17 protein-coding genes and 1 pseudogene are annotated in these 18,707 nt (G+C 67.4%); 9 read left to right on the plus strand and 9 right to left on the minus strand.

Translation table 11 applies throughout. The features are described from left to right. Nucleotides 1-37 precede the first annotated feature (37 nt). From H977_RS0123330 to H977_RS33775, 6 genes are all read left to right on the plus strand, one after another. On the plus strand, nt 38-997 hold the full coding sequence (locus tag H977_RS0123330) for an ABC transporter substrate-binding protein (protein WP_029110131.1): 960 nt from the start codon (nt 38-40) through the stop codon (nt 995-997). Next, complete coding sequence (locus tag H977_RS0123335) at nt 976-1,872, plus strand: ABC transporter permease (RefSeq protein WP_036476940.1); 897 nt, start codon at nt 976-978, stop codon at nt 1,870-1,872. Before H977_RS0123330 ends, H977_RS0123335 begins: the two co-directional genes overlap by 22 nt. Then, nucleotides 1,869-2,606 carry an ABC transporter ATP-binding protein gene (locus tag H977_RS0123340; protein WP_029110133.1) on the plus strand — a complete coding sequence of 246 codons (738 nt, stop codon included), beginning with the start codon at nt 1,869-1,871 and terminating at the stop codon, nt 2,604-2,606. Before H977_RS0123335 ends, H977_RS0123340 begins: the two co-directional genes overlap by 4 nt. Next, nucleotides 2,590-4,182 carry an FAD-dependent oxidoreductase gene (locus H977_RS0123345; protein ID WP_029110134.1) on the plus strand — a complete coding sequence of 531 codons (1,593 nt, stop codon included), beginning with the start codon at nt 2,590-2,592 and terminating at the stop codon, nt 4,180-4,182. Before H977_RS0123340 ends, H977_RS0123345 begins: the two co-directional genes overlap by 17 nt. Continuing rightward, on the plus strand, nt 4,179-4,616 hold the full coding sequence (locus H977_RS33770; RefSeq protein ID WP_051289023.1) for a 4Fe-4S dicluster domain-containing protein: 438 nt from the start codon (nt 4,179-4,181) through the stop codon (nt 4,614-4,616). Before H977_RS0123345 ends, H977_RS33770 begins: the two co-directional genes overlap by 4 nt. A 73-nt stretch (nt 4,617-4,689) precedes the next feature. Continuing rightward, the gene (locus tag H977_RS33775; RefSeq protein ID WP_051289024.1) at nt 4,690-5,160 is read left to right on the plus strand and encodes a hypothetical protein; all 471 of its coding nucleotides are present in this window, start codon (nt 4,690-4,692) and stop codon (nt 5,158-5,160) included. A gap of 31 nt (nt 5,161-5,191) precedes the next feature. On the opposite strand, the gene pcrA is transcribed toward H977_RS33775, so the two are convergent. Beyond that, entirely contained in the window at nt 5,192-7,531 is a 2,340-nt protein-coding gene (gene pcrA / locus H977_RS0123360) for a DNA helicase PcrA (protein WP_029110135.1), read from the minus strand. A gap of 40 nt (nt 7,532-7,571) precedes the next feature. On the opposite strand from pcrA, the gene H977_RS0123365 reads away from it, so the two are divergent. Beyond that, nucleotides 7,572-7,844 (plus strand): chorismate mutase, encoded by a 273-nt coding sequence (locus tag H977_RS0123365; RefSeq protein ID WP_029110136.1) that lies wholly within the window; start codon nt 7,572-7,574, stop codon nt 7,842-7,844. A gap of 3 nt (nt 7,845-7,847) precedes the next feature. Here the strand turns inward: H977_RS0123365 and H977_RS0123370 are convergent, their stop codons facing one another. Then, the gene (locus H977_RS0123370) at nt 7,848-9,854 is read right to left on the minus strand and encodes an SGNH/GDSL hydrolase family protein (RefSeq protein ID WP_029110137.1); all 2,007 of its coding nucleotides are present in this window, start codon (nt 9,852-9,854) and stop codon (nt 7,848-7,850) included. Nucleotides 9,855-9,955: 101 nt separating this feature from the next. Beyond that, nucleotides 9,956-11,404, minus strand: coding sequence for an NAD-dependent succinate-semialdehyde dehydrogenase (locus tag H977_RS0123375; protein WP_029110138.1), 1,449 nt, complete (start codon nt 11,402-11,404; stop codon nt 9,956-9,958). 50 nt (nt 11,405-11,454) lie between these two features. Between H977_RS0123375 and pgi the strand changes: the two genes are divergently transcribed. Continuing rightward, complete coding sequence (gene pgi / locus H977_RS0123380; RefSeq protein WP_029110139.1) at nt 11,455-13,104, plus strand: glucose-6-phosphate isomerase; 1,650 nt, start codon at nt 11,455-11,457, stop codon at nt 13,102-13,104. Nucleotides 13,105-13,112: 8 nt separating this feature from the next. Here pgi and H977_RS34960 read toward each other — a convergent pair whose 3' ends face one another. The 4 genes and pseudogenes from H977_RS34960 to H977_RS35900 form a co-directional block, all read right to left on the minus strand. Continuing rightward, a complete protein-coding gene (locus tag H977_RS34960; protein ID WP_231396050.1) occupies nt 13,113-13,526 on the minus strand; it encodes a hypothetical protein in 414 nt (137 codons plus the stop codon). A 531-nt stretch (nt 13,527-14,057) separates the two neighbouring features. Further along, nucleotides 14,058-14,807, minus strand: coding sequence for an SDR family oxidoreductase (locus tag H977_RS0123390; protein ID WP_029110141.1), 750 nt, complete (start codon nt 14,805-14,807; stop codon nt 14,058-14,060). 44 nt (nt 14,808-14,851) lie between these two features. Further along, nucleotides 14,852-15,319, minus strand: a complete 468-nt coding sequence (locus H977_RS35895) for a zinc finger domain-containing protein (protein ID WP_231396052.1) — start codon at nt 15,317-15,319, stop codon at nt 14,852-14,854. 144 nt (nt 15,320-15,463) lie between these two features. Continuing rightward, nucleotides 15,464-15,718 (minus strand): annotated as a pseudogene (locus H977_RS35900) (DNA-formamidopyrimidine glycosylase family protein); the annotation flags it as partial. 40 nt (nt 15,719-15,758) lie between these two features. Between H977_RS35900 and H977_RS0123400 the strand changes: the two are divergent. Further along, on the plus strand, nt 15,759-17,522 hold the full coding sequence (locus H977_RS0123400; protein ID WP_029110143.1) for an FUSC family protein: 1,764 nt from the start codon (nt 15,759-15,761) through the stop codon (nt 17,520-17,522). On the opposite strand, the gene H977_RS0123405 is transcribed toward H977_RS0123400, so the two are convergent. Both H977_RS0123405 and cobF read right to left on the minus strand, forming a co-directional pair. Next, complete coding sequence (locus tag H977_RS0123405; protein ID WP_029110144.1) at nt 17,493-17,876, minus strand: phage holin family protein; 384 nt, start codon at nt 17,874-17,876, stop codon at nt 17,493-17,495. The genes H977_RS0123400 and H977_RS0123405 overlap by 30 nt on opposite strands. Nucleotides 17,877-17,882: 6 nt before the next feature. Continuing rightward, a complete protein-coding gene (gene cobF, locus H977_RS0123410) occupies nt 17,883-18,641 on the minus strand; it encodes a precorrin-6A synthase (deacetylating) (protein WP_029110145.1) in 759 nt (252 codons plus the stop codon). Nucleotides 18,642-18,707: the final 66 nt, after the last annotated feature.

The following is an 18,707-nucleotide window of genomic DNA, read 5'->3' on the forward strand; positions in this document are numbered from 1 at the left end:
TGTGCACACGCAATGACCCCTTCGGAGGCCCGCCGCCATGTTCAACCGCTTGTTGCGCACCGCCTTTGCGCTCACCCTCGTCGCCACGGCGATCTCCTGCAGCAGCAACGACGACAACGCCGAGGGCTACACGCTGCGTGTCGGCGCGACGTCGGTCACCGGGACTCCCGCGGGCTCGCTGGGCTGGGGCGACAAGCAGGGCATCCTCACCGAACAGCTGAAATCCGCGGGCGTCGGCAAGATCGAATACTCGTTCTTCCAGTCCGGCAGCGATGTCGCCTCGGCCCTGTTCGCCGGCGCCATCGACGTCGCCGCCATCGGTGATAACCCCGCCCTGCGGGCCCGCAGCAGAGACCCGAAAGTCGTGCTGCTGTCCCTGGATTCGATCAACGGCGACGCCTGGCTGGTGGGCGCGAAGGGCGGGCCCACCGAGATCAAAGGCCTGGTCGGCAAGGACATCACCGCCCCGCAGGGCACCATCCGCGACCGGGCTGCCCGCCAGCTCATCGACGCCGCGGGCCTGACCGGCCAGATCCACGTGCGCGACGTGCCGACACCCGAGTCCATCGCCGGGTTGAGTTCCGGCAAGATCGACGCGGCCATCCTGACCGGGGCCAGCGCGGCCGAGCTCGAATCCAAGGGCTTCCCGATCATCGACAGCCTGTCGCGGCACGGCTTCGGCAGCACTGGTACGAACATCGCCCTCACCTCGTTCACCGACGCCCATCCGGAGTTCATCGGGGCCTGGCAAGAGGCGGTCACCGCCGTCAACCGCGACATCACCGAGAACTTCGACGACTATCTGGCCTGGGTCGCCCAGACCGATGACACGGACCTGAAGTTCGTGCAGAAGTCCACGCAGGCAGACGAGTTCAACACCGAACCGTTCCCGCAGGTCGGTGTGGATCAACTCGAGGCCGCCTACAAGTTCCTCAACGCCGACGGTTCGTTCGACAACCAATACTCAGTCCGGGAATGGGCCGGAGCCAAGTCGTGACCGCAGCCGTCACCGCGGCGGAGGCGGTCCGAGCAGCGGCCCCACACCCGGAACTGATCGAGGTCGTCGGGGGCCGCAGCCGACGAAAAGGCCTGTGGACGCGCATTCCCCGGCCGGTGCGCCGGCTGATGAGCCCGGCCCTGATCTTGGCCGCCTGGACCATCGGCTCGACGACGGGGCTCCTCAACACCGACCTGTTCCCGCCGCCGACCGAGGTCGCATCCACCGCGTGGCGACTGCTCGGGGACGGTCAGCTCGCCACTCACGTCGGCGCCTCGGCCGTCCGGGTGCTGACCGGCACGGTGCTGGGCATCGTGATCGGCGTCCTGCTCGCAGTCGTGGCCGGACTGACCCGCACGGGCGAGGACCTGCTCGACTGGACCATGCAGATCCTCAAAGCGGTACCGAATTTCGCGTTGACCCCGCTCCTGATCATTTGGATGGGAATCGGTGAGGGTCCCAAGATCGTGTTGATCACCACTGGTGTGGCGATAGCCATCTACATCAACACCTACTCGGGTATCCGCGGCGTGGACCGGCAGCTCGTCGAGATGGCGCAAACCTTGGAAGCGCCCCGCCACACCTTGATCGCCCAGGTGATCCTGCCCGGGGCGATGCCGAATTTCCTTGTCGGCCTGCGGCTCGGACTATCCAGCGCGTGGCTGAGCCTGATCTTCGCCGAGATGATCAACACCACGCAGGGCATCGGCTACCTGATGTCACGGGCCCAGACCAACCTGCAGTTCGATGTCTCGCTGCTGGTGATCGTCATCTACGCGGTCGCGGGTCTGCTGTCCTACACCCTGGTGCGGTTTTTGGAGCGGCTATTGCTGTCCTGGCGCAACGGATTCGAGGGTCTCGGAGCCCCGGCATGAGTTCAACTGTGGTCGACGTGCACGGCCTCACCCGGGCTTTCGGCGACCAGCAGGTGCTCGAGGATCTCGAATTGCAGATCGCCGACGGCGAATTCGTCGCGATGCTGGGCCGGTCCGGTTCCGGCAAGAGCACCCTGCTGCGCGTCCTGGCCGGTCTCGACGATCAGGTCACCGGGTCGGTGCGGGTGCCCCGCTCCCGGGCCGTGGTGTTTCAGAACCCGCGGTTGCTGCCGTGGCGGCGGGCGCTGGCCAACGTGACCTTCGCGCTGCGTGACGCCGGACCGGACGCGCCCAGCCAGACTGCCCGCGGGCGCGCCGCACTCGAGGAAGTGGGTCTGACGGACAAAATCCGAGCCTGGCCGTTGTCTCTGTCCGGCGGTGAGGCGCAACGGGTTTCACTGGCCCGCGCGCTCGTCCGCGAACCCGACCTTCTGCTGCTCGACGAACCGTTCGGCGCACTCGATGCACTGACCCGGCTCAAGATGTACGGGCTGCTGCACGAACTGTGGTCCCGCAGGCACATGGCGGTCCTGCACGTCACCCATGACGTCGACGAGGCGATCCTGCTGGCCGACCGGGTTGTGGTGCTCTCGGGTGGACGGGTCTCGCTAGACCGCCGCGTCGAATTGCCCTTTCCCCGCACCCGCAGCGACGACGGCTTCGATGACCTGCGCCGTGCGCTGCTGTCCGAACTCGGCGTCCGAGAGGAAGTAGGCCATGACCGATCCCGCTGACCTCGAGGCGTACCGCACCGACGTCCTGGTGATCGGCGGCGGACCCGCAGCCACCTGGGCGGCCATTTCCGCCAGCGAGTCCGGTGCCCGGGTCATCCTGGTGGACAAGGGCTATTGCGGCACCAGTGGTGCCACCGCCGCCGGCGGCAACAACCTGTGGGCGATCGGGCCAGGGCCGCGACGCGAGGATTCCGTGCGCGAGCGGGAGTTGGCGGCAGGACGGATCACCGATTCCGAGTGGATGTTTCGGGTGCTGGCCACATCGTGGGACCGCCTCGAGCACCTTTCGCAATGGGGTTATCCGTTCCCGGTCGGCAGCGACGGCCGTGAGATGCGCAGCAGCCTGCAGGGTCCGGAGTACATGCGCCGCATGCGTCGCAAGGCGCATCGCAGCGGCGTGCGCGTCCTCGATCACCACCCGGCGCTGGAGCTGACCGCCGACCGCGACGGCGTCATCAACGGCGCCACCGGTATCGCCCGTCAAGACGGCGGACGCCCATGGCAGATCTCCGCGGGCGCCGTCGTGCTGGCCACCGGCGGAACCGCCTTCCTGTCCGGAACATTCGGCACCAACGTCGATACCGGCGAAGGCCTGCTGATGGCCGCCGAGCACGGAGCACACCTGTCCGGCATGGAGTTCTGCACCGCCTACGCGCTGGCCCCTGAATGGGGTGTGCACACCAAAGGCCGAATGCTGCAGTGGGGCAGCTTCTATGACGAGCACGGGCGTCCTTTCACCACCCAGCGGGGACTGAGCGGACGCCAGGACGCCCAGCGGGCGCTGACCCGAGGTGAGCGGGTGTTCGCCCGGCTGGATCGGGCACCGGAGCACATCCGCCAGACCATGCGGGATGCTCAGCCGAATTACTTCCTTCCGTTGGACAAGGCCGGCATCGACCCGTTCACGACGGCCTATCCGGTCCGGATGGTCTACGAGGGTTCCGTGCGCGGCACCGGCGGCCTTCGACTCACCGGACCCGATTGTGCGACATCGGTTCCCGGCCTTTACGCGGCAGGCGATGCGGCGACCCGCGAACTCATCACCGGCTCATTGTCCGGCGGTGGCAGCCGCAACGGGTCGTGGGCCATCGCCTCTGGCACCTTCGCCGGTCGCGGTGCCGCCGAGTTCAGCCGCCGTCACCGCGGGCAGGTGACTGAGCCTGCCGGGACGGTCCCGCGCTCGCGCCCGGGCGCACCCACCGTCGAGGAGGTGGTGGCCGTCGCGCAGTCGCATGTCCTGCCGCCGCAGCGCAGCTATCTGAAATCCGAAGAGCGGCTTCAGGAGTCCGCCGAGGCGCTGGAGCGTGTCTGGCATGACATCGCCGACGGTCTTGCGCCGGTCCCCTCCCGCGATGTGTACAAGCAGCGTCAGGCGCAGGCCATGGTCGCGGTGGCGCGCTGGATCACCGCGGCGTCACTGGCCCGACCCGAAAGCCGGGGTCTGCACCGCCGTGAGGACGTGCCCGAGTCCGATCACCGCTACGAGCACCGCATCCTCGTCGGCGGTCTCGACACGGTCTGGACCACACCCGACCCTGTCGCCCCGCAACTCCTCTCCTCGGAGGCCGTGGCGTGATCGAGATCGTCAGCGGATCCGCGTGCATCAAGTGCGATGTCTGCATCAAGGTGTGCCCCACCGATGTGTTCGACCGCGGTCCCGACGGATTGCCCGTCATCGCGCGCCAGTCCGACTGCCAGACCTGCTTCATGTGCGAGGCCTACTGCCCCACCGATGCGCTCTACGTCTCGCCGGTTTCCACACCCGTGGGAGCCGATAGCCCACATGCTTCCGAATCGGCGGTCAGCGGCGCCGGCTTGCTCGGCGGATACCGGGCAATGGTCGGTTGGGGTGGTGGCCGCACGCCTGGTTCCCGCCTGGACCAGAACCGGGTTCTGGCCACGATTCCACCCCTTGCCGAGCCGCGTCTGGGCGCGCCCGCCGTGTTGGCGGACGGGCCGTGGAACCATGGCGGACGCGAGACCTCACCGAAATCGACGTCAGGGTCGTGAATCTCAGGGTCAACGGCCCTGACGTAGATCTCGCGGTATTGCAGTGGCGCAGCCCGTCAGACATCCTTGACGCATGCCTGACGCGCGCCAGGAACCTGGCAATCAGCGATTACTCCACGCGGCAACGGTTTTCGCCCGGCTGGCGCTGGCTCTCGCATTCCTGTCCGCCGTCGCCGACCGGTTCGGCCTGTGGGGTCCGGCGGGCACGCCGAATGTCGCCTGGGGCAACTTCGAGTCCTTCACCGCCTACGTTCACGTCCTGGCGCCCTACCTGACCGGTGGATTGCTGCACCTGACGGCCTGGCTCGCGACGGTCGCCGAGGTCACCCTGGCCGTGGGATTGCTGTTGGGGGTCGGCCTCCGCTGGGTGTCATTCGGCAGCGCGGCGTTGCTGGCCGTCTTCGGTATCTCGATGTTCGTCTTCGCCGGCTTCGAAACACCGTTCAGCGCCTCTGTTTTCACCGCTGTCGCCGCGGCCCTGCTGCTCGGACTGGCGCCCGAAAACAGTCACATCTTTCGGCTGGACAAACTCGTCAGAGCCTGATGGCAGATTGATGCCCGCCGGCGCGTTCCGCCTAGAGCTTCGTCACCGGCGCGTGGTTGTGCATCAACTTGACGCGGCCCGCGCTGCCGAAGTCGATCAGCGACATCGCCGACTCACCCACGCCCGAAACCTCTTCGACGCGGCCGAGTCCGTACTTGTCGTGGGTGACCCGGTCACCGGGCTCCAGCGTGATCACCGGACGGTTGCGAGCGGGTGCGGGCCGTGACGGCGACGGACGCGGGGTGCCATAGCGGCCGGCGTTCCCTACCGGCGCGCTCAGTGATGACGACGGCTGCTCGACGCGTCGCCAATTGATCAGGTCCTCCGGAATCTCGCGCAGGAACCGCGATTCCGGGTTCAGCATGGGCTGCCCCCACGACGAACGCACCTTGGCCCGGCTCAGATACAGCCGCTTGCGCGCCCGGGTGATGCCGACATACGCCAGCCGTCGCTCCTCGGACAGCTCGTCGGGATCGCCCAGTGCCCGCATGTGCGGGAACATGCCGTCCTCCCAGCCGGTGACGAACACCGCCGGGAACTCCAGCCCCTTGGCTGTGTGCAGCGTCATCATCGTCACCACACCCGCGCCGTCCTCGGGAATCTCGTCGGCGTCCGCCACCAGCGACACCCGCTCCAGGAACTGGGCCAGCACACCGGTGTCGGGGATGTCCTCGTCGACGGGCTCACCCTCATCCTGTTCGGCCAGGGCCCGGGCGTTGGCCAGATCGGTGCTGAATTCGTGTGCGACGCTGACCAATTCGTTGAGGTTGTCCAACCGGGCCAGATCCTGCGGATCGCTGGAGGCCTCCAGCTCGCGGCGGTACCCCGTGCGCTCCAGCACGGCCTCGACCAAGTCGCCCAGCTCGTCATCGAGCTTGCCGCGCAGCGAGTCGAGCAGCTGCACAAACGAAGCGATGGCCTTCTCCGACCGGGAGTTCAGCATCGGCACCCGACCCTCGGCGGCGGCCTGCAACGCATCGTTGAAGCTGCCCCCGGTGTTCTCGGCGTACACCGCCACGCAGGCCTCGGCCCGGTCACCGATGCCGCGGCGCGGGGTGTTGAGGATGCGACGCATGCTCACCGCGTCACCCGGATTGTCCAGGACCCGCAGGTAAGCGACGATGTCGCGGATCTCGCGGCGCTCATAGAACCGCACGCCGCCGACGACCTTGTACGGGATGCCGGCGCGGATGAACACCTCTTCCAGCGCACGCGAGGAGTTGTTGGTGCGGTAGAACACCGCGACGTCTGAGTATTTCAGGCCCTCGCTGTCGGCCAGCGAATCGATCTCTTCCGCGACGAAGCGGGCCTCGTCGTGCTCGTTGTCGGCCACATAGCCGACGATCAACTCGCCCTCGCCCTCCTCCGTCCACAGCCGCTTCTCCCGGCGGCCGGTGTTGCGGGAGATCACCGAGTTGGCCGCGTTCAGGATGGTCTGCGTGGAGCGGTAGTTCTGCTCCAGCAGGATCGTCGTCGCGTCCGGGTAGTCGCGCTCGAAGTCCTCGATGTTGCGGATCGTCGCGCCGCGGAACGCGTAGATGGACTGATCGGCGTCACCCACCACGCACAGTTCCGACGCCGCCACCCCGTCGTTCTCGTCGAGATGGTGGCCCACCAACTCGCGCACCAACGCGTACTGCGCGTGGTTGGTGTCCTGGTACTCGTCGACCAGGATGTGGCGGAACCGGCGCCGGTAGTACTGGGCGATCTGCGGGAAGGCCTGCAGGATGCCGACCGTCTCACCGATCAGATCGTCGAAGTCCAGCGCATTGGCCGCGCGCAGCCGGCGCTGATATTCGCCGTAGACCTGGGCGATGATGCCGGCCATCTCCTCGGCTGCCTCCGACGCCTCGGCCGCTGCCTGCTCCGGGCCGATCAGCTCGTTCTTCAGGTTGGAGATGCCGTTGGCCAGTAGCCGTGGCGAGTACCGCTTGGTGTCCAACCCCATGTCCTTGCCGATCATCATCAGCAGGCGCCGGGAATCGTCGGAGTCGTAGATCGAGAAGTTGGAGTTCAGCCCCGGCAGCAGTGAAGCCTGGTTGCGCAGGATCCGCACGCACGTCGAGTGGAATGTCGACACCCACATGTTTCGAGCCCGCGGGCCCACCAGCTGAACCACCCGCTCACGCATCTCGGCGGCGGCCTTGTTGGTGAACGTGATGGCCAGGATCTGCCCCACCCCGACGTCCCGGGCGGCCAGCAGATAGGCGATACGCCTGGTCAGCACCGCTGTCTTCCCTGACCCCGCGCCCGCGACGATCAGCAGCGGCGAGCCTTGGTGCAGCACCGCTTGGCGCTGCTGAGGATTCAAGCCGTCAAGAAGTTCATCAACATCTGCAGCAGCTGGGGAGGCGACGGGGGAAGTGGTCATCTTGCGTTCAAACTTACCGCCGAGCGGGGACAGTTTTGCGCTGGCACGGGCCGACTGGGACTATCAGCGTGTGCCTGAGATCGATGACCTGCGTCGGGAGATCGACGAACTCGACGCCACCATCCTCGCCGCAATCCAGCGCCGCGCCGAGGTCTCCAAAATGATCGGCAAAGCCCGGATGGCCTCCGGTGGCACCCGTCTGGTGCACAGCCGTGAAATGCAGGTCATCGAGCGCTACAGCGTGCTGGGCCCCGAGGGCAAAGACCTGGCCATCCTGATACTGCAACTCGGCCGCGGCCGGCTGGGGCACTGACCCTCAGCCCGTGGGCCTCGCCGGCTGCTTGAGCGAATCGAGCAGCCACGGGGTCAGCCACTGCACCGCCTCGGACGTCGGGTGCACGCCGTCGCTGCGCATCCGGACCCCGTTGATCTTCGCGGTGTACTTGCCGTCCGGGTTCAGCTTGGCGTTGAAATCCAGCACTGACACGTTCGGCCGTTGCCCGGCCACGGTCCGCAGCATGGTGTTCCAGGCCTGCACCCGGCCCGGCTGATCCTCGGGATACAGCGTGCCGTCCGACCGCTCACCGCGCCGGTTGTACGGCGCCGTGGTCATCACCACGCGCGCCCCGGTCGAGCTGAGGATGTCCAGCGCGCGCGCCAGCTCACCCTTGAGATAAGCGTCGTAGGACTCGTTGCCGATGTGCGTCCACCGCCCGCGCCACATCCGGTCCACGGCTTCCCAGCGCCCGATCATCAGCAGCACGGTGTCGGGGCGGTCATGGGCGATCCGCTGCGCCCAGCGCTCCGGCCAGGAATCGCACTCGGGCTTCTGGTTCAACGTCTCGCCGGCCGACCGGTACGGACCGCCACGCGCGATGCCGCAGCCGATGGTCGTGTAGTCGCTGAAGTGAAATCCGGGCGTGGCGGGCAGGTAGCGCATCAGCGTCCAGGCCACCGAGTCACCGAACACCGCGACGGTCCGGGTGCCGGGAGCCAGCACCGGGGGCGGTCCCACCGGGACGGCTCGCTCGGCACCGACGTCCTGCTCGGATGCCGCGGCGGCCATCACATCCGGACCCGGGGGCCGGGTCGGAACGCCTACCGGGACGACCGCCATCGTCACCACCGCAGCGGTGGCCACGGTAGCCGCGGACAACCGCAGCATCGGGACATGCTGCGGGCGCCAGTGCCGGACCGGCTGCTCGATCGCCCACCACGACACCCACGACACCGCGACGGTCACGGCGCACCGCAGCGCCAGCAGCGACCAACCCTCAAGGCCCGTGCGTTCGCCGTTGAGGATCTGGAAGATCGGCCAGTGCCACAGGTAGACCCCGTAGGAGATGACACCGAGGGTGACCAGCGGGTACCAGGCCAGGGCCCGGGCGACGTAACCGTCCTGATCCAGCGCGACGGGCGCGACGACGAGCACCGCGCCCAGCGCCACCGCGATCAGCAGACCGTGGTGGAACTCGTCGGCGCTGCCGGTCGCCAGGTGCGCCGCCAGCGCCAGCACAGCGACTCCGATCACCGGCAGGATCCAGGCGACCCAGCGCCGCCAACGGGCCCGGATCAACGTGCCCGACACGGTCAGCGCTGACCAGTCGCGCACCAGCAGCGCCGCGGCCGCCGCACCGATCAACAGCGCCTGGGCGCGGGTGTCGGTGCCGAAGTACACGCGATTGAGCTCGGCGGGATCGCCGGACAGCCAGATCGACGCCGCGGCCGAGCCGACCACGCCGAGCACCGCCAGCGCGAAAACGACCACCCGCACCGCGCCGGTCGAGCGGCGGCGCACCAGCAGCGCGGCGGCCAGCACCAGCAGTGGCCAGATGACGTAGTACTGCTCCTCCACCGCCAGCGACCAGGTGTGCTGCAACGGCGACGGCGGAGCGCCCTGGCTGAAGTAGTCGGTATCGGAAGCCACGAAAACCCAGTTGGCCATCCAGAAGAACGCCGCGACCGCATCGTCGCGAAGCGACGTCACCGCATCCGACGGGAACAGCGGGCGGGCGATCACGACGGCCAAGGTCATCAGCACCATGGCGGGCAGCAGGCGCTTGGCCCGGCGGACCCAGAACGCCTTGAGGTCGATGCGCTCGGTGCGCCGGTATTCGTCGAGCAGCAGTGAGGTGATCAGGAATCCGCTGAGCACGAAGAAGACATCTACGCCGATGAACCCGCCGGCCACACCCGGCACTCCGCCGTGGCCGGCGAGCACGAGAGCCACGGCGACGGCACGGATGCCGTCGAGTGCAGGGATGTCACGCCGGACGGAAGCACGCCGACGCCGGCTGGCAGCACGGACTGGCGCCGCAGTCACGTCATGCCCTCCCGTCTTGCGTTGAACGCCAAGACTATCGTCGCCGGGCAGACGTCGAAGTCCCCCGACACCGGCGTGTCGGGGGACTTCTCGAGCCAGGGCTATTTCGTCAGGGCGATGTACTTGGTGTCGAGGTATTCCTCGATGCCCTCGGTGCCGCCTTCCCGGCCGAAGCCGGATTCCTTGATACCGCCGAACGGCGCGGCCGCATCCGAGATGACACCGCGGTTGATGCCGACCATGCCGGATTGGATGCCCTCGGCCACCCGCAACGCGCGATCCAGCGACTGCGTGTAAACGTAAGCAGCCAAGCCGTATTCGGTGTTGTTGGCGGCGGCCACACCCTCGTCCTCGGTGTCGAAGCCGATGATCGGGGCGACCGGACCGAAGATCTCCTCTTTGAGGATGCGGGCATCGGCGGGAACATCGGCCAGCACCGTGGCCGGGTAGAAGTTGCCCGGCCCGCCGGGTGCGACGCCGCCGACCGCGACGGTCGCGCCTTTGGACACCGCGTCGGAGACCAGTTCGGTGACGGTGGAGACCTGCTTGGAGTTGATCAGAGGGCCCAACGTGGACGCGGGGTCGATGCCCTTGCCGAGGGTGAACTCGCTCATCCGCTTGACGAGTTTGTCGGTGAACTCCTCCCGCACGGCGTTGGCCACGTGGAAGCGATTCGCCGCCGTGCAGGCCTCACCACCGTTGCGCATCTTCGCCAGGATCGCGCCGTCGACGGCCGCGTCGACATCGGCGTCGTCGAACACGATGAAGGGGGCGTTGCCGCCCAGTTCCATCGACGTGCGGAGCAGCTTGTCGGCGGATTGCTTCACCAGCGCCTTGCCCACACCGGTCGAGCCGGTGAAGGTCAGCTTGCGCAGCCGGCCGTCGTCGACCAGCGCGGAAGTGACCCCGCCCGGGTTGCTGGTCGGCAGCACCGACAGGACGCCCTTCGGCAGGCCGGCCTCATCCATCAGCTTGGCGAGCAGCAGCATGGTCAGCGGGGTTTCCTGCGCGGGTTTGACGATCATGGTGCAGCCCGCGGCGAACGCCGGACCCATCTTGCGGGTACCCATCGCCAGTGGGAAGTTCCACGGCGTGATGGCGTAACAGGGGCCGACGGCCTGCTTGGTGACCAGGATGCGCCCGGTGCCGGCCGGTGCCGGTGTGAAGCGGCCGGCGATGCGCACCGCCTCCTCGGAGAACCAGCGGAAGAACTCGGCGCCGTAGGTGACCTCGCCCTTGCTCTCGGCGAGCACCTTGCCCATCTCCAGGGTCATCAGGGCGGCGATGTCGTCGGCCCGTTCGGTGATCTTCTCGAACACCGAACGGAGAATCTCGCCGCGTTTGCGTGGAGCCGTCGCCGCCCACTCGGCCTGCACCGCACATGCGGCGTCCAATGCGGCAACGGCATCGGCGGCGGTCGCGTCGGCCACCGTGGCCAACACCTGATCGTCGCTGGGGTCGAGCACATTGAACGTCGACGCGGCCTGGCGTTCCTCACCACCGATCCAGAGACCCGTGGGCACGGATGAAATCAAGTCTTCAATGGCCATACATCAATCATGTACACCCTTGAATCGAGCGCCGCACTAAGGTCGCAGGAATGAGTGCTGACATCACCGCAACCCCCGCATGGCAGGCATTGTCGAAGCACTACGACGAGATTCGCGAAGTCCATCTGACCGAGCTGTTCGCGGAAGATCCGAACCGCGGCACCGAACTCGCGCTGACCGTCGGTGACCTCTACATCGACTACAGCAAGCACCGCGTCACGCGCCGGACCCTGGAATTGCTGGCCGATCTGGCCCGCGCCGCCGGCCTGGAAGCCCGGCGCGATGCGATGTTCGCCGGGGAACACATCAACACCTCGGAGGACCGCGCGGTGCTTCACACCGCGCTGCGATTGCCTGCCGACGCGTCGTTGACCGTCGACGGCCAGAACGTGGTGGCCGACGTCCACGAGGTGCTCGACCGCATGGGCGAGTTCACCGACCGCCTGCGCAGCGGTGAGTGGGCCGGCGCCACGGGCGAGCGCATCAAGACCGTCGTCAACATCGGCATCGGTGGTTCCGACCTCGGACCGGTGATGGTCTACGACGCGCTGCGCCATTACGCCGACGCCGGCATCTCCGCCCGCTTCGTGTCCAACGTCGACCCCGCCGACCTGGTTGCCACGTTGGCCGACCTGGACCCGGCCACAACGCTTTTCATCGTGGCGTCCAAGACGTTCTCGACCCTCGAGACGCTGACGAATGCCACGGCCGCGCGCCGCTGGCTGGTGGACTCGCTCGGCGAGGCCGCGGTGGCCAAGCATTTCGTGGCGGTGTCGACCAACGCGAAACTCGTCGACCAGTTCGGCATCGACACGGACAACATGTTCGGTTTCTGGGACTGGGTCGGTGGCCGGTACTCGGTGGACTCCGCGATCGGGTTGTCGGTGATGGCGGTGATCGGCCGCGAGCGGTTCGCCGAATTCCTGGCCGGATTCCATCTGGTCGACGAGCATTTCCGCACCGCACCCCTTGCCGAGAACGCTCCGGCCCTGCTCGGGCTGATCGGGCTGTGGTACTCCAATTTCTTTGGCGCCCAATCGCGTGCGGTGCTGCCCTACTCCAACGATCTGTCCCGGTTCGCGGCTTATCTCCAGCAGCTGACCATGGAGTCCAACGGCAAATCGGTGCGCGCGGACGGCAGTGCTGTCACCACCGAGACCGGCGAGATCTTCTGGGGTGAACCGGGAACCAACGGTCAGCACGCCTTCTACCAATTGCTGCACCAGGGCACCCGGCTGGTGCCGGCCGACTTCATCGGCTTCTCCGAACCCACCGATGACCTGCCCACGGCCGACGGCACGGGCAGCATGCACGACCTGCTGATGAGCAACTTCTTCGCGCAGACCCAGGTGCTGGCTTTCGGCAAGACTGCGGAAGCCATTGCCTCAGAAGGCACTCCGGCTGCGGTGGTGCCGCACAAGGTGATGCCCGGAAACCGACCGACGACGTCAATCCTGGCAACCAGGTTGACGCCGTCGGTGGTGGGCCAGCTCATCGCCCTCTACGAACACCAGGTGTTCACCGAGGGAGTGGTGTGGGGGATCGACTCCTTCGATCAATGGGGCGTCGAGCTGGGCAAGACGCAGGCCAAGGCGCTGCTACCGGTGATCACCGAACCGGAGGCACCGGGCAAGCAGTCGGACTCATCGACCGATGCCCTGGTGCGCCGGTACCGGGTCGAACGCGGACGCTCGGCCTGAGGCACTACTTACGGTCCGGGGATCGTCGCGCAGCCCACATTCGGGATGCACCCGCTGGCACCGCCGGGACCGGCCGTACCTCCGGGGCCGCCGGGAATCGCACCGCTGGCGCCACCCGGGCCGGCGGTACCACCCGGGCCACCCGGAATCTCGCCCGTAGCGCCTTCCGGTCCGGCCGCGCCGCCGGGCCCACCGGGAATCGCGCCACTGGCGCCACCCGGGCCCGCGGTACCACCCGGGCCACCCGGGATGTGGCCGCTGGCGCCGCCGGGACCGGCAGTGCCCATATCGGCGCAGGACGTGCCGTCAGCGTTCATACACGGGGGCGGCGGTGGTGGGTCAGCCGCCGCAAGAGGGGCGAATGCGACCGCGCCGGCCGCAGCGCTTGCAAAGAACATCGAGGCGATCAGTTTTGATGTCATGACGGTGGTCTACCCAGGTTCGCCCCGAGCCGAAACCCGGTGCCCCACTCGGGTGGCGAACGCCACGGCGAATGTAGTGGCGAATGCAGTGGCGCCCTTGGTGCCGAACACGACGCCGATCACCACTGCCGACACACCACGCAGGAGCGCTTCTCGGGCTCGGCGTGTCGGGCGGCTGAACAGATGGTCGATCTGCCCGCCTGTTAGCGACTTTTCAGCGACAATCGCCCCATCAGCACCCTGGGCCACTCTGAACCCAGGCCCGATCAGCACTCATATCACTTCAGTTGACTTCAGCCTCTTCAGCAACAGATTTCAGGTTGCCCGACTGCCAGCGACGGTGTCGCTGATAGCCGGGCGTTGGACAGATGAGGCTGATGGGACCAGCAGTGCTGGAGCGGCGAAAACGCGCAGCGACAATGTGCCTACCGATACTGGTGTTACTCAGGTGGCGATTGTCGCTGAAAAGTCGCTAACAGCCGGGCACATCGCCACCCACCCTGGAATTTGGGACGGGTGTGACATCTGTGACTAGGCGAAGCGCTTGGTGTACTTCGGCGGCAGCAACCGCAGCACCTGGGTCAGCGGCGCCCACGGCCAGCGCGGCACCACGGCCCGGCCCTTCTCCTTTTCGATGGCCTCGACCATCGCGCGCACGCCCGTCTCGTTGTCGACCATCAGCATGGTGGTCGCCGACCTGGCGGTCATCTCCGACTCGATGTAGCCCGGTTCGATCACAGTCACCCGGATCGGGCCCTTGTCGTACTCGGCGCGTAGCGACTCGCCCAGAGACGTCATCCCTGCCTTCGAAGCGCAGTACGCGGCCTTGCCGCCCGGCACACCGGTATTGCCGAGCACCGACGAGATCAGCACCAGGTGACCGCTTCCGGACTTCTTGAACATCTCCAGCGCCGTCTCGATCTGTACCAGACCGGCGATCAAATTGGTTTCGATGGTGGCCTTGTTGGCCCACGGCTTGCCCTCACCGAGCGGCCAGCCCTTACCGATGCCGGCATTGACGATCACCCGGTCGATGCCGCCGAGTTCCTCGGACAATTCACCGAACACCCGCGGCACGGCCTCGTGGTCGTTGACGTCCAGTGCGGCCACCGCGACCTTGATGTAGGGATGCCGATCGGCCAGCTCTGCCTTGAGCTCGTCGAGCCGCTCGGTGCGGCGGGCACACAAGGCCAGATCACGGCCCTTGGCCGCGAATTGACGGGCCATGCCCGCGCCGAGACCAGAACTGGCACCGGTGATGAGGATCTTCTGACGGGTCATCGCAGCAGGATAACCGAGTTAGACAACTGTCAGAAAAGCGGCCGTTACTTGAGCAGCTTGGACATCCGCCGGTCGGCCAGCACCTTGCCGCCGGTCTGACACGTCGGGCAGTACTGGAACGACTTGTCGGCGAAAGACACCTCCCGCACGGTATCCCCGCACACCGGGCACGGCAGTCCGGTGCGGGCATGCACGCGCAGACCGGATCGCTTCTCCCCCTTGAGCGTCGCGGCCTGCTGGCCCACCGAACGCGTCACCGCGTCGGTGAGCACCGAGATCATCGCGTCGTGCAGCGCGGCGAGTTGCGCATCGGTGAGCTTGCCCGCAGTCGCGAACGGCGACAACTTCGCCACGTGCAAGATCTCGTCGCTGTAGGCGTTGCCGATGCCTGCGATCACCTTCTGATCGGTGATCACCGTCTTGATCCGCCCGCTCTGCCCGGCCAGCACACCCGCCAGACCGGCCGAATCCAGCGACAGCGCATCGGGTCCCAGCGAGGCGATCTGCGGCACGTCGAGCGGATCGGCGACCACCCACACCGCCAACCGTTTCTGGGTTCCGGCCTCGGTCAGATCGAAGCCGACCCCCTCGCCCAGATGCACACGCAACGCGATCGGTCCCTTGCCCGGCTTGAGCGGCGTCGTCGCCAGCTTGTCCGACCAGCGCAGCCAACCCGCCCGGGACAGGTGCGTGATGAGGTAGAGAGGCCCCGACCCGGCGTCCACCTCGAGACCGAGGTACTTACCCCAACGATTGGCGCCGGTGACCGTCTGACCGTGCAACGCCGTCGCCGGCGGATCGAACGTCTTCAGGACCGACAACGCGGCGACATCGATCCGGGTGACCACCCGGCCCGTCGCATTCCGGCGTAGGTGATCGGCCAGCGCCTCCACTTCGGGCAGTTCAGGCATGGCTCCAGTGTGTCAGCGAAACGCCGAGCATGCTGTAGACATGTCCGACCGGCCTGCTCCGAGAGCGACCAACCCGATGCGCAACATCTTCGTGATCAACAGCGTGCCGCGCCGCTGGCCGTTCGCGTTGCGCGCCGGAATCTGCATGGCGGTACCCGTTCTGGTGGGCTGGCTGGCCGGCGACACCACCGCGGGCCTGATCGCCACGATCGGCGGATTCACCTCGCTCTACGGCAGCGGCCGGCCCTACCTCAATCGCGGTGGATACCTGGCGGTGGTCGTGGTGTGCTTCGCCGCCGCGGTGGCACTCGGGGACTGGGCGTCGTCCACGCCGTGGCTGGGCGTGCTGACCGTGACGATGATCGCCGCGGTGGCCACGCTGGTCTGCCATGCCCTGAGCATCGGACCACCGGGGGCCTACATGCTGGTGCTGGCGTGCGCAGCCGGTACCGGCACCCCGGCGACACTGCATCTGAGCCCGGGCCATCACGCCGCGCTCGTCCTGGCCGGCGGCGCGTTCGCCTGGCTGGTGCACATGTCCGGCGCGCTGATCAGACCGCGCGGACCGGAGAAAGCAGCGGTCGCCGCGGCGGCCGCGGCCGTCGCGGCCTACATCGACCACATCGGTGGCGACCCAGGCGAGCAGGCCGCGGCGCGACACCGGGCCGCGCTTCTCCTGCACACCGCGTGGGTGACCCTGGTCAACTATCAACCGGTACAACCCAAACCAGACCAGGCGCTGTACCGGCTGCGGGTCGTCAACCGCCGCCTGCACGGGCTGTTCGCCGAGGCCATGCGGGCCGCGGACAAGGGTGATCGGCCGGCACCCGACAGCGCGGCCCTGGCACGGCACCTGGCCACCGTGCCGGCCGACGCCGTCACCGATGAGCATGGCGCCGAAGGGATTCCGCTCGGTCGGCCGAGCGCGCTGCAACTACTGCGCAGGGCGGTGACGCCCGGCTCGGTGTCACTGCAGCTGGCGGTGCGGGTGGGCGTCGCGGTCGCGATCTCGGGCGTCATCGCCGTTCTGATCTCGCAGGCCCTGACGATGTCGCATGCGTACTGGGCGATGGCCGCCGCGGTGCTCATGCTGCACCAAGGCTTCGACTGGCAACGCACGGTGGCCCGCGGCGTCGAGCGGACGCTGGGCACCTGGCTGGGCCTCGGCGTGGCGGGCGGAATCCTCGCGCTGCACCCGCAGGGCCTGTGGCTGGTAGTGGTGATCGGGGCGTTGCAGTTCGTCATCGAGATGTACGTGGTGCGCAACTACACCCTCGCCGTCGTGTTCATCACGCCCGCCGCGCTCACCATCGCCTCCGGTGGTCAACCCGTCGAGAATCTCGGCGAGCTGCTGCTCACCCGCGGCAGCGACACCCTGATCGGCTGTGCGGTGGCCCTTGCGGTGTACTGGGCGACCCAACGTCTGCGCCACCCGACCGGCCTGCGCCATGCGATCACCGCCACGCTGGAGGCGGTCACCACCACCCTGCCCCACCTGGCGGCCGACGACGCCACCTCACCGGCAGCCCGGACCCATCGGCGCGATCTGCAGTTGCGCGCCATGGAGCTGCTGCCGGCCTACGACGCGAGCGTCGGCGGTTCAGCCGTGCAACGGCTTGGGGCCGAACGCATGTGGCCGACGGTCGTGGCCACCGAACAACTCGCCTACCGGACGCTGGCCGCCTGTTGGGGCGCCGAGCGTGATCGTGACACCGAGGCCGGCGCGGAGGCGGCCGCCGATACCGCGGCCGCGCTCAGCGAGCAGGCGTTGGCCCTACGCGAGAGCCTTGACGAACGACAGTAGCCAGCTCACCAGGGACAGCACGATGGCCGCCCAGATGGCGGTCCACCAGAACTGGTCGATGTGCAGACCCCAACCCGTGGTGTTGTCGGTGATCCACGACGTGATCCACAGCATCAGCGCATTGATGACGATGTGGATCAGACCGAGCGTCAGGATGTAGAGCGGGATCGACAGAATCTGCACGATCGGCTTGATGAACGCGTTGACCAGACCGAAGATCACCGCGACGACGAAGATGATGCCGACCCTGGCAATGGTCGTGTCACCGCCGATGAAGTAGATCCCCGGCACGACGAGAGTGACGACCCAGAGCGCGAATCCGGTTATCGCGGCGCGCAGGAGAAATGAGCTCATGGCGGTCTAGTCTGCCGAGCGCAGCAGGTACGTGTCCATGATCCAGCCGTGGCGGGTCCTGGCTTCGGCACGCGCGGCGACGATTTCGTCGCCGATCTCGCCGACCGTGCCCGCGTAGAGCAACTCATCGGGGGTGCCCAGATAGGCACCCCACCAGATCCGGGTCTGCGGCGGGCACTGCTGGAACGAGCAGTCGGCGTCGAGCATCACCACGGCGCTTCCGGTCAGCCCGTGCTCGCGCAGCTGGCGTCCGGTCGTGATGAGCACCGGTTCGCCGACGTCGTTGAGCGGGATGCGGTGACGCGCGGTCAGCACCTGGATCGCGGTGATGCCCGGAATGACGTCGTACTCGAAGTCGACGTGCTCCCCGACCATCTCCAGGATCCGCAGCGTGCTGTCGTACAGCGACGGATCACCCCAGGCCAGAAATGCCCCGGTGCCATCGGGTCCGAGTTCGGTCTCGATGGCCGCCGCCCAGATCCGGGCCCGCTCGGCGTGCCAGTCCGCCACGACCTGGCGGTAGCCCGGCACGTCGCCGGCCGCTGCGCGTGGCGGATCGACCAATTCGACGAAGCGGTAGCCAGGTTCGGTGATAAAACGGTCGCAGATCTGCTTGCGCACGGCGACGAGATCGTCAGCTGAGCCTCTGCGGGGCCCCTTGTCCATCGCGAAGAACACCTGCGTGTCGTTGAGCGCGGAAATGGCCTGGGCCGTGACGAAGTCCGGGTCACCGGCTCCGATTCCGATGACATGGATGCGACGCACAGTCGAAGGTTATCCGAATCGAAACCGGGTACCCCAAGTATCCGGTACCCGGGGTATTGACATCAC

This window comes from Mycobacterium sp. URHD0025, assembly GCF_000426065.1.
Classification (GTDB): domain Bacteria; phylum Actinomycetota; class Actinomycetes; order Mycobacteriales; family Mycobacteriaceae; genus Mycobacterium.

Bases quoted from the DNA above. Each gene is read 5' to 3' on its own strand.
- pgi (WP_029110139.1), top strand. From the start codon at position 11,455: ATGAGTGCTGACATCACCGCAACCCCCGCATGGCAGGCATTGTCGAAG.
- H977_RS33775 (WP_051289024.1), top strand. From the start codon at position 4,690: ATGCCTGACGCGCGCCAGGAACCTGGCAATCAGCGATTACTCCACGCG.
- H977_RS0123375 (WP_029110138.1), bottom strand. From the start codon at position 11,404: ATGGCCATTGAAGACTTGATTTCATCCGTGCCCACGGGTCTCTGGATC.
- H977_RS0123405 (WP_029110144.1), bottom strand. From the start codon at position 17,876: ATGAGCTCATTTCTCCTGCGCGCCGCGATAACCGGATTCGCGCTCTGG.
- H977_RS0123400 (WP_029110143.1), top strand. From the start codon at position 15,759: ATGTCCGACCGGCCTGCTCCGAGAGCGACCAACCCGATGCGCAACATC.
- H977_RS0123340 (WP_029110133.1), top strand. From the start codon at position 1,869: ATGAGTTCAACTGTGGTCGACGTGCACGGCCTCACCCGGGCTTTCGGC.
- pcrA (WP_029110135.1), bottom strand. From the start codon at position 7,531: ATGACCACTTCCCCCGTCGCCTCCCCAGCTGCTGCAGATGTTGATGAA.
- H977_RS0123390 (WP_029110141.1), bottom strand. From the start codon at position 14,807: ATGACCCGTCAGAAGATCCTCATCACCGGTGCCAGTTCTGGTCTCGGC.
- H977_RS0123330 (WP_029110131.1), top strand. From the start codon at position 38: ATGTTCAACCGCTTGTTGCGCACCGCCTTTGCGCTCACCCTCGTCGCC.
- H977_RS34960 (WP_231396050.1), bottom strand. From the start codon at position 13,526: ATGACATCAAAACTGATCGCCTCGATGTTCTTTGCAAGCGCTGCGGCC.
- H977_RS0123345 (WP_029110134.1), top strand. From the start codon at position 2,590: ATGACCGATCCCGCTGACCTCGAGGCGTACCGCACCGACGTCCTGGTG.
- H977_RS0123335 (WP_036476940.1), top strand. From the start codon at position 976: ATGGGCCGGAGCCAAGTCGTGACCGCAGCCGTCACCGCGGCGGAGGCG.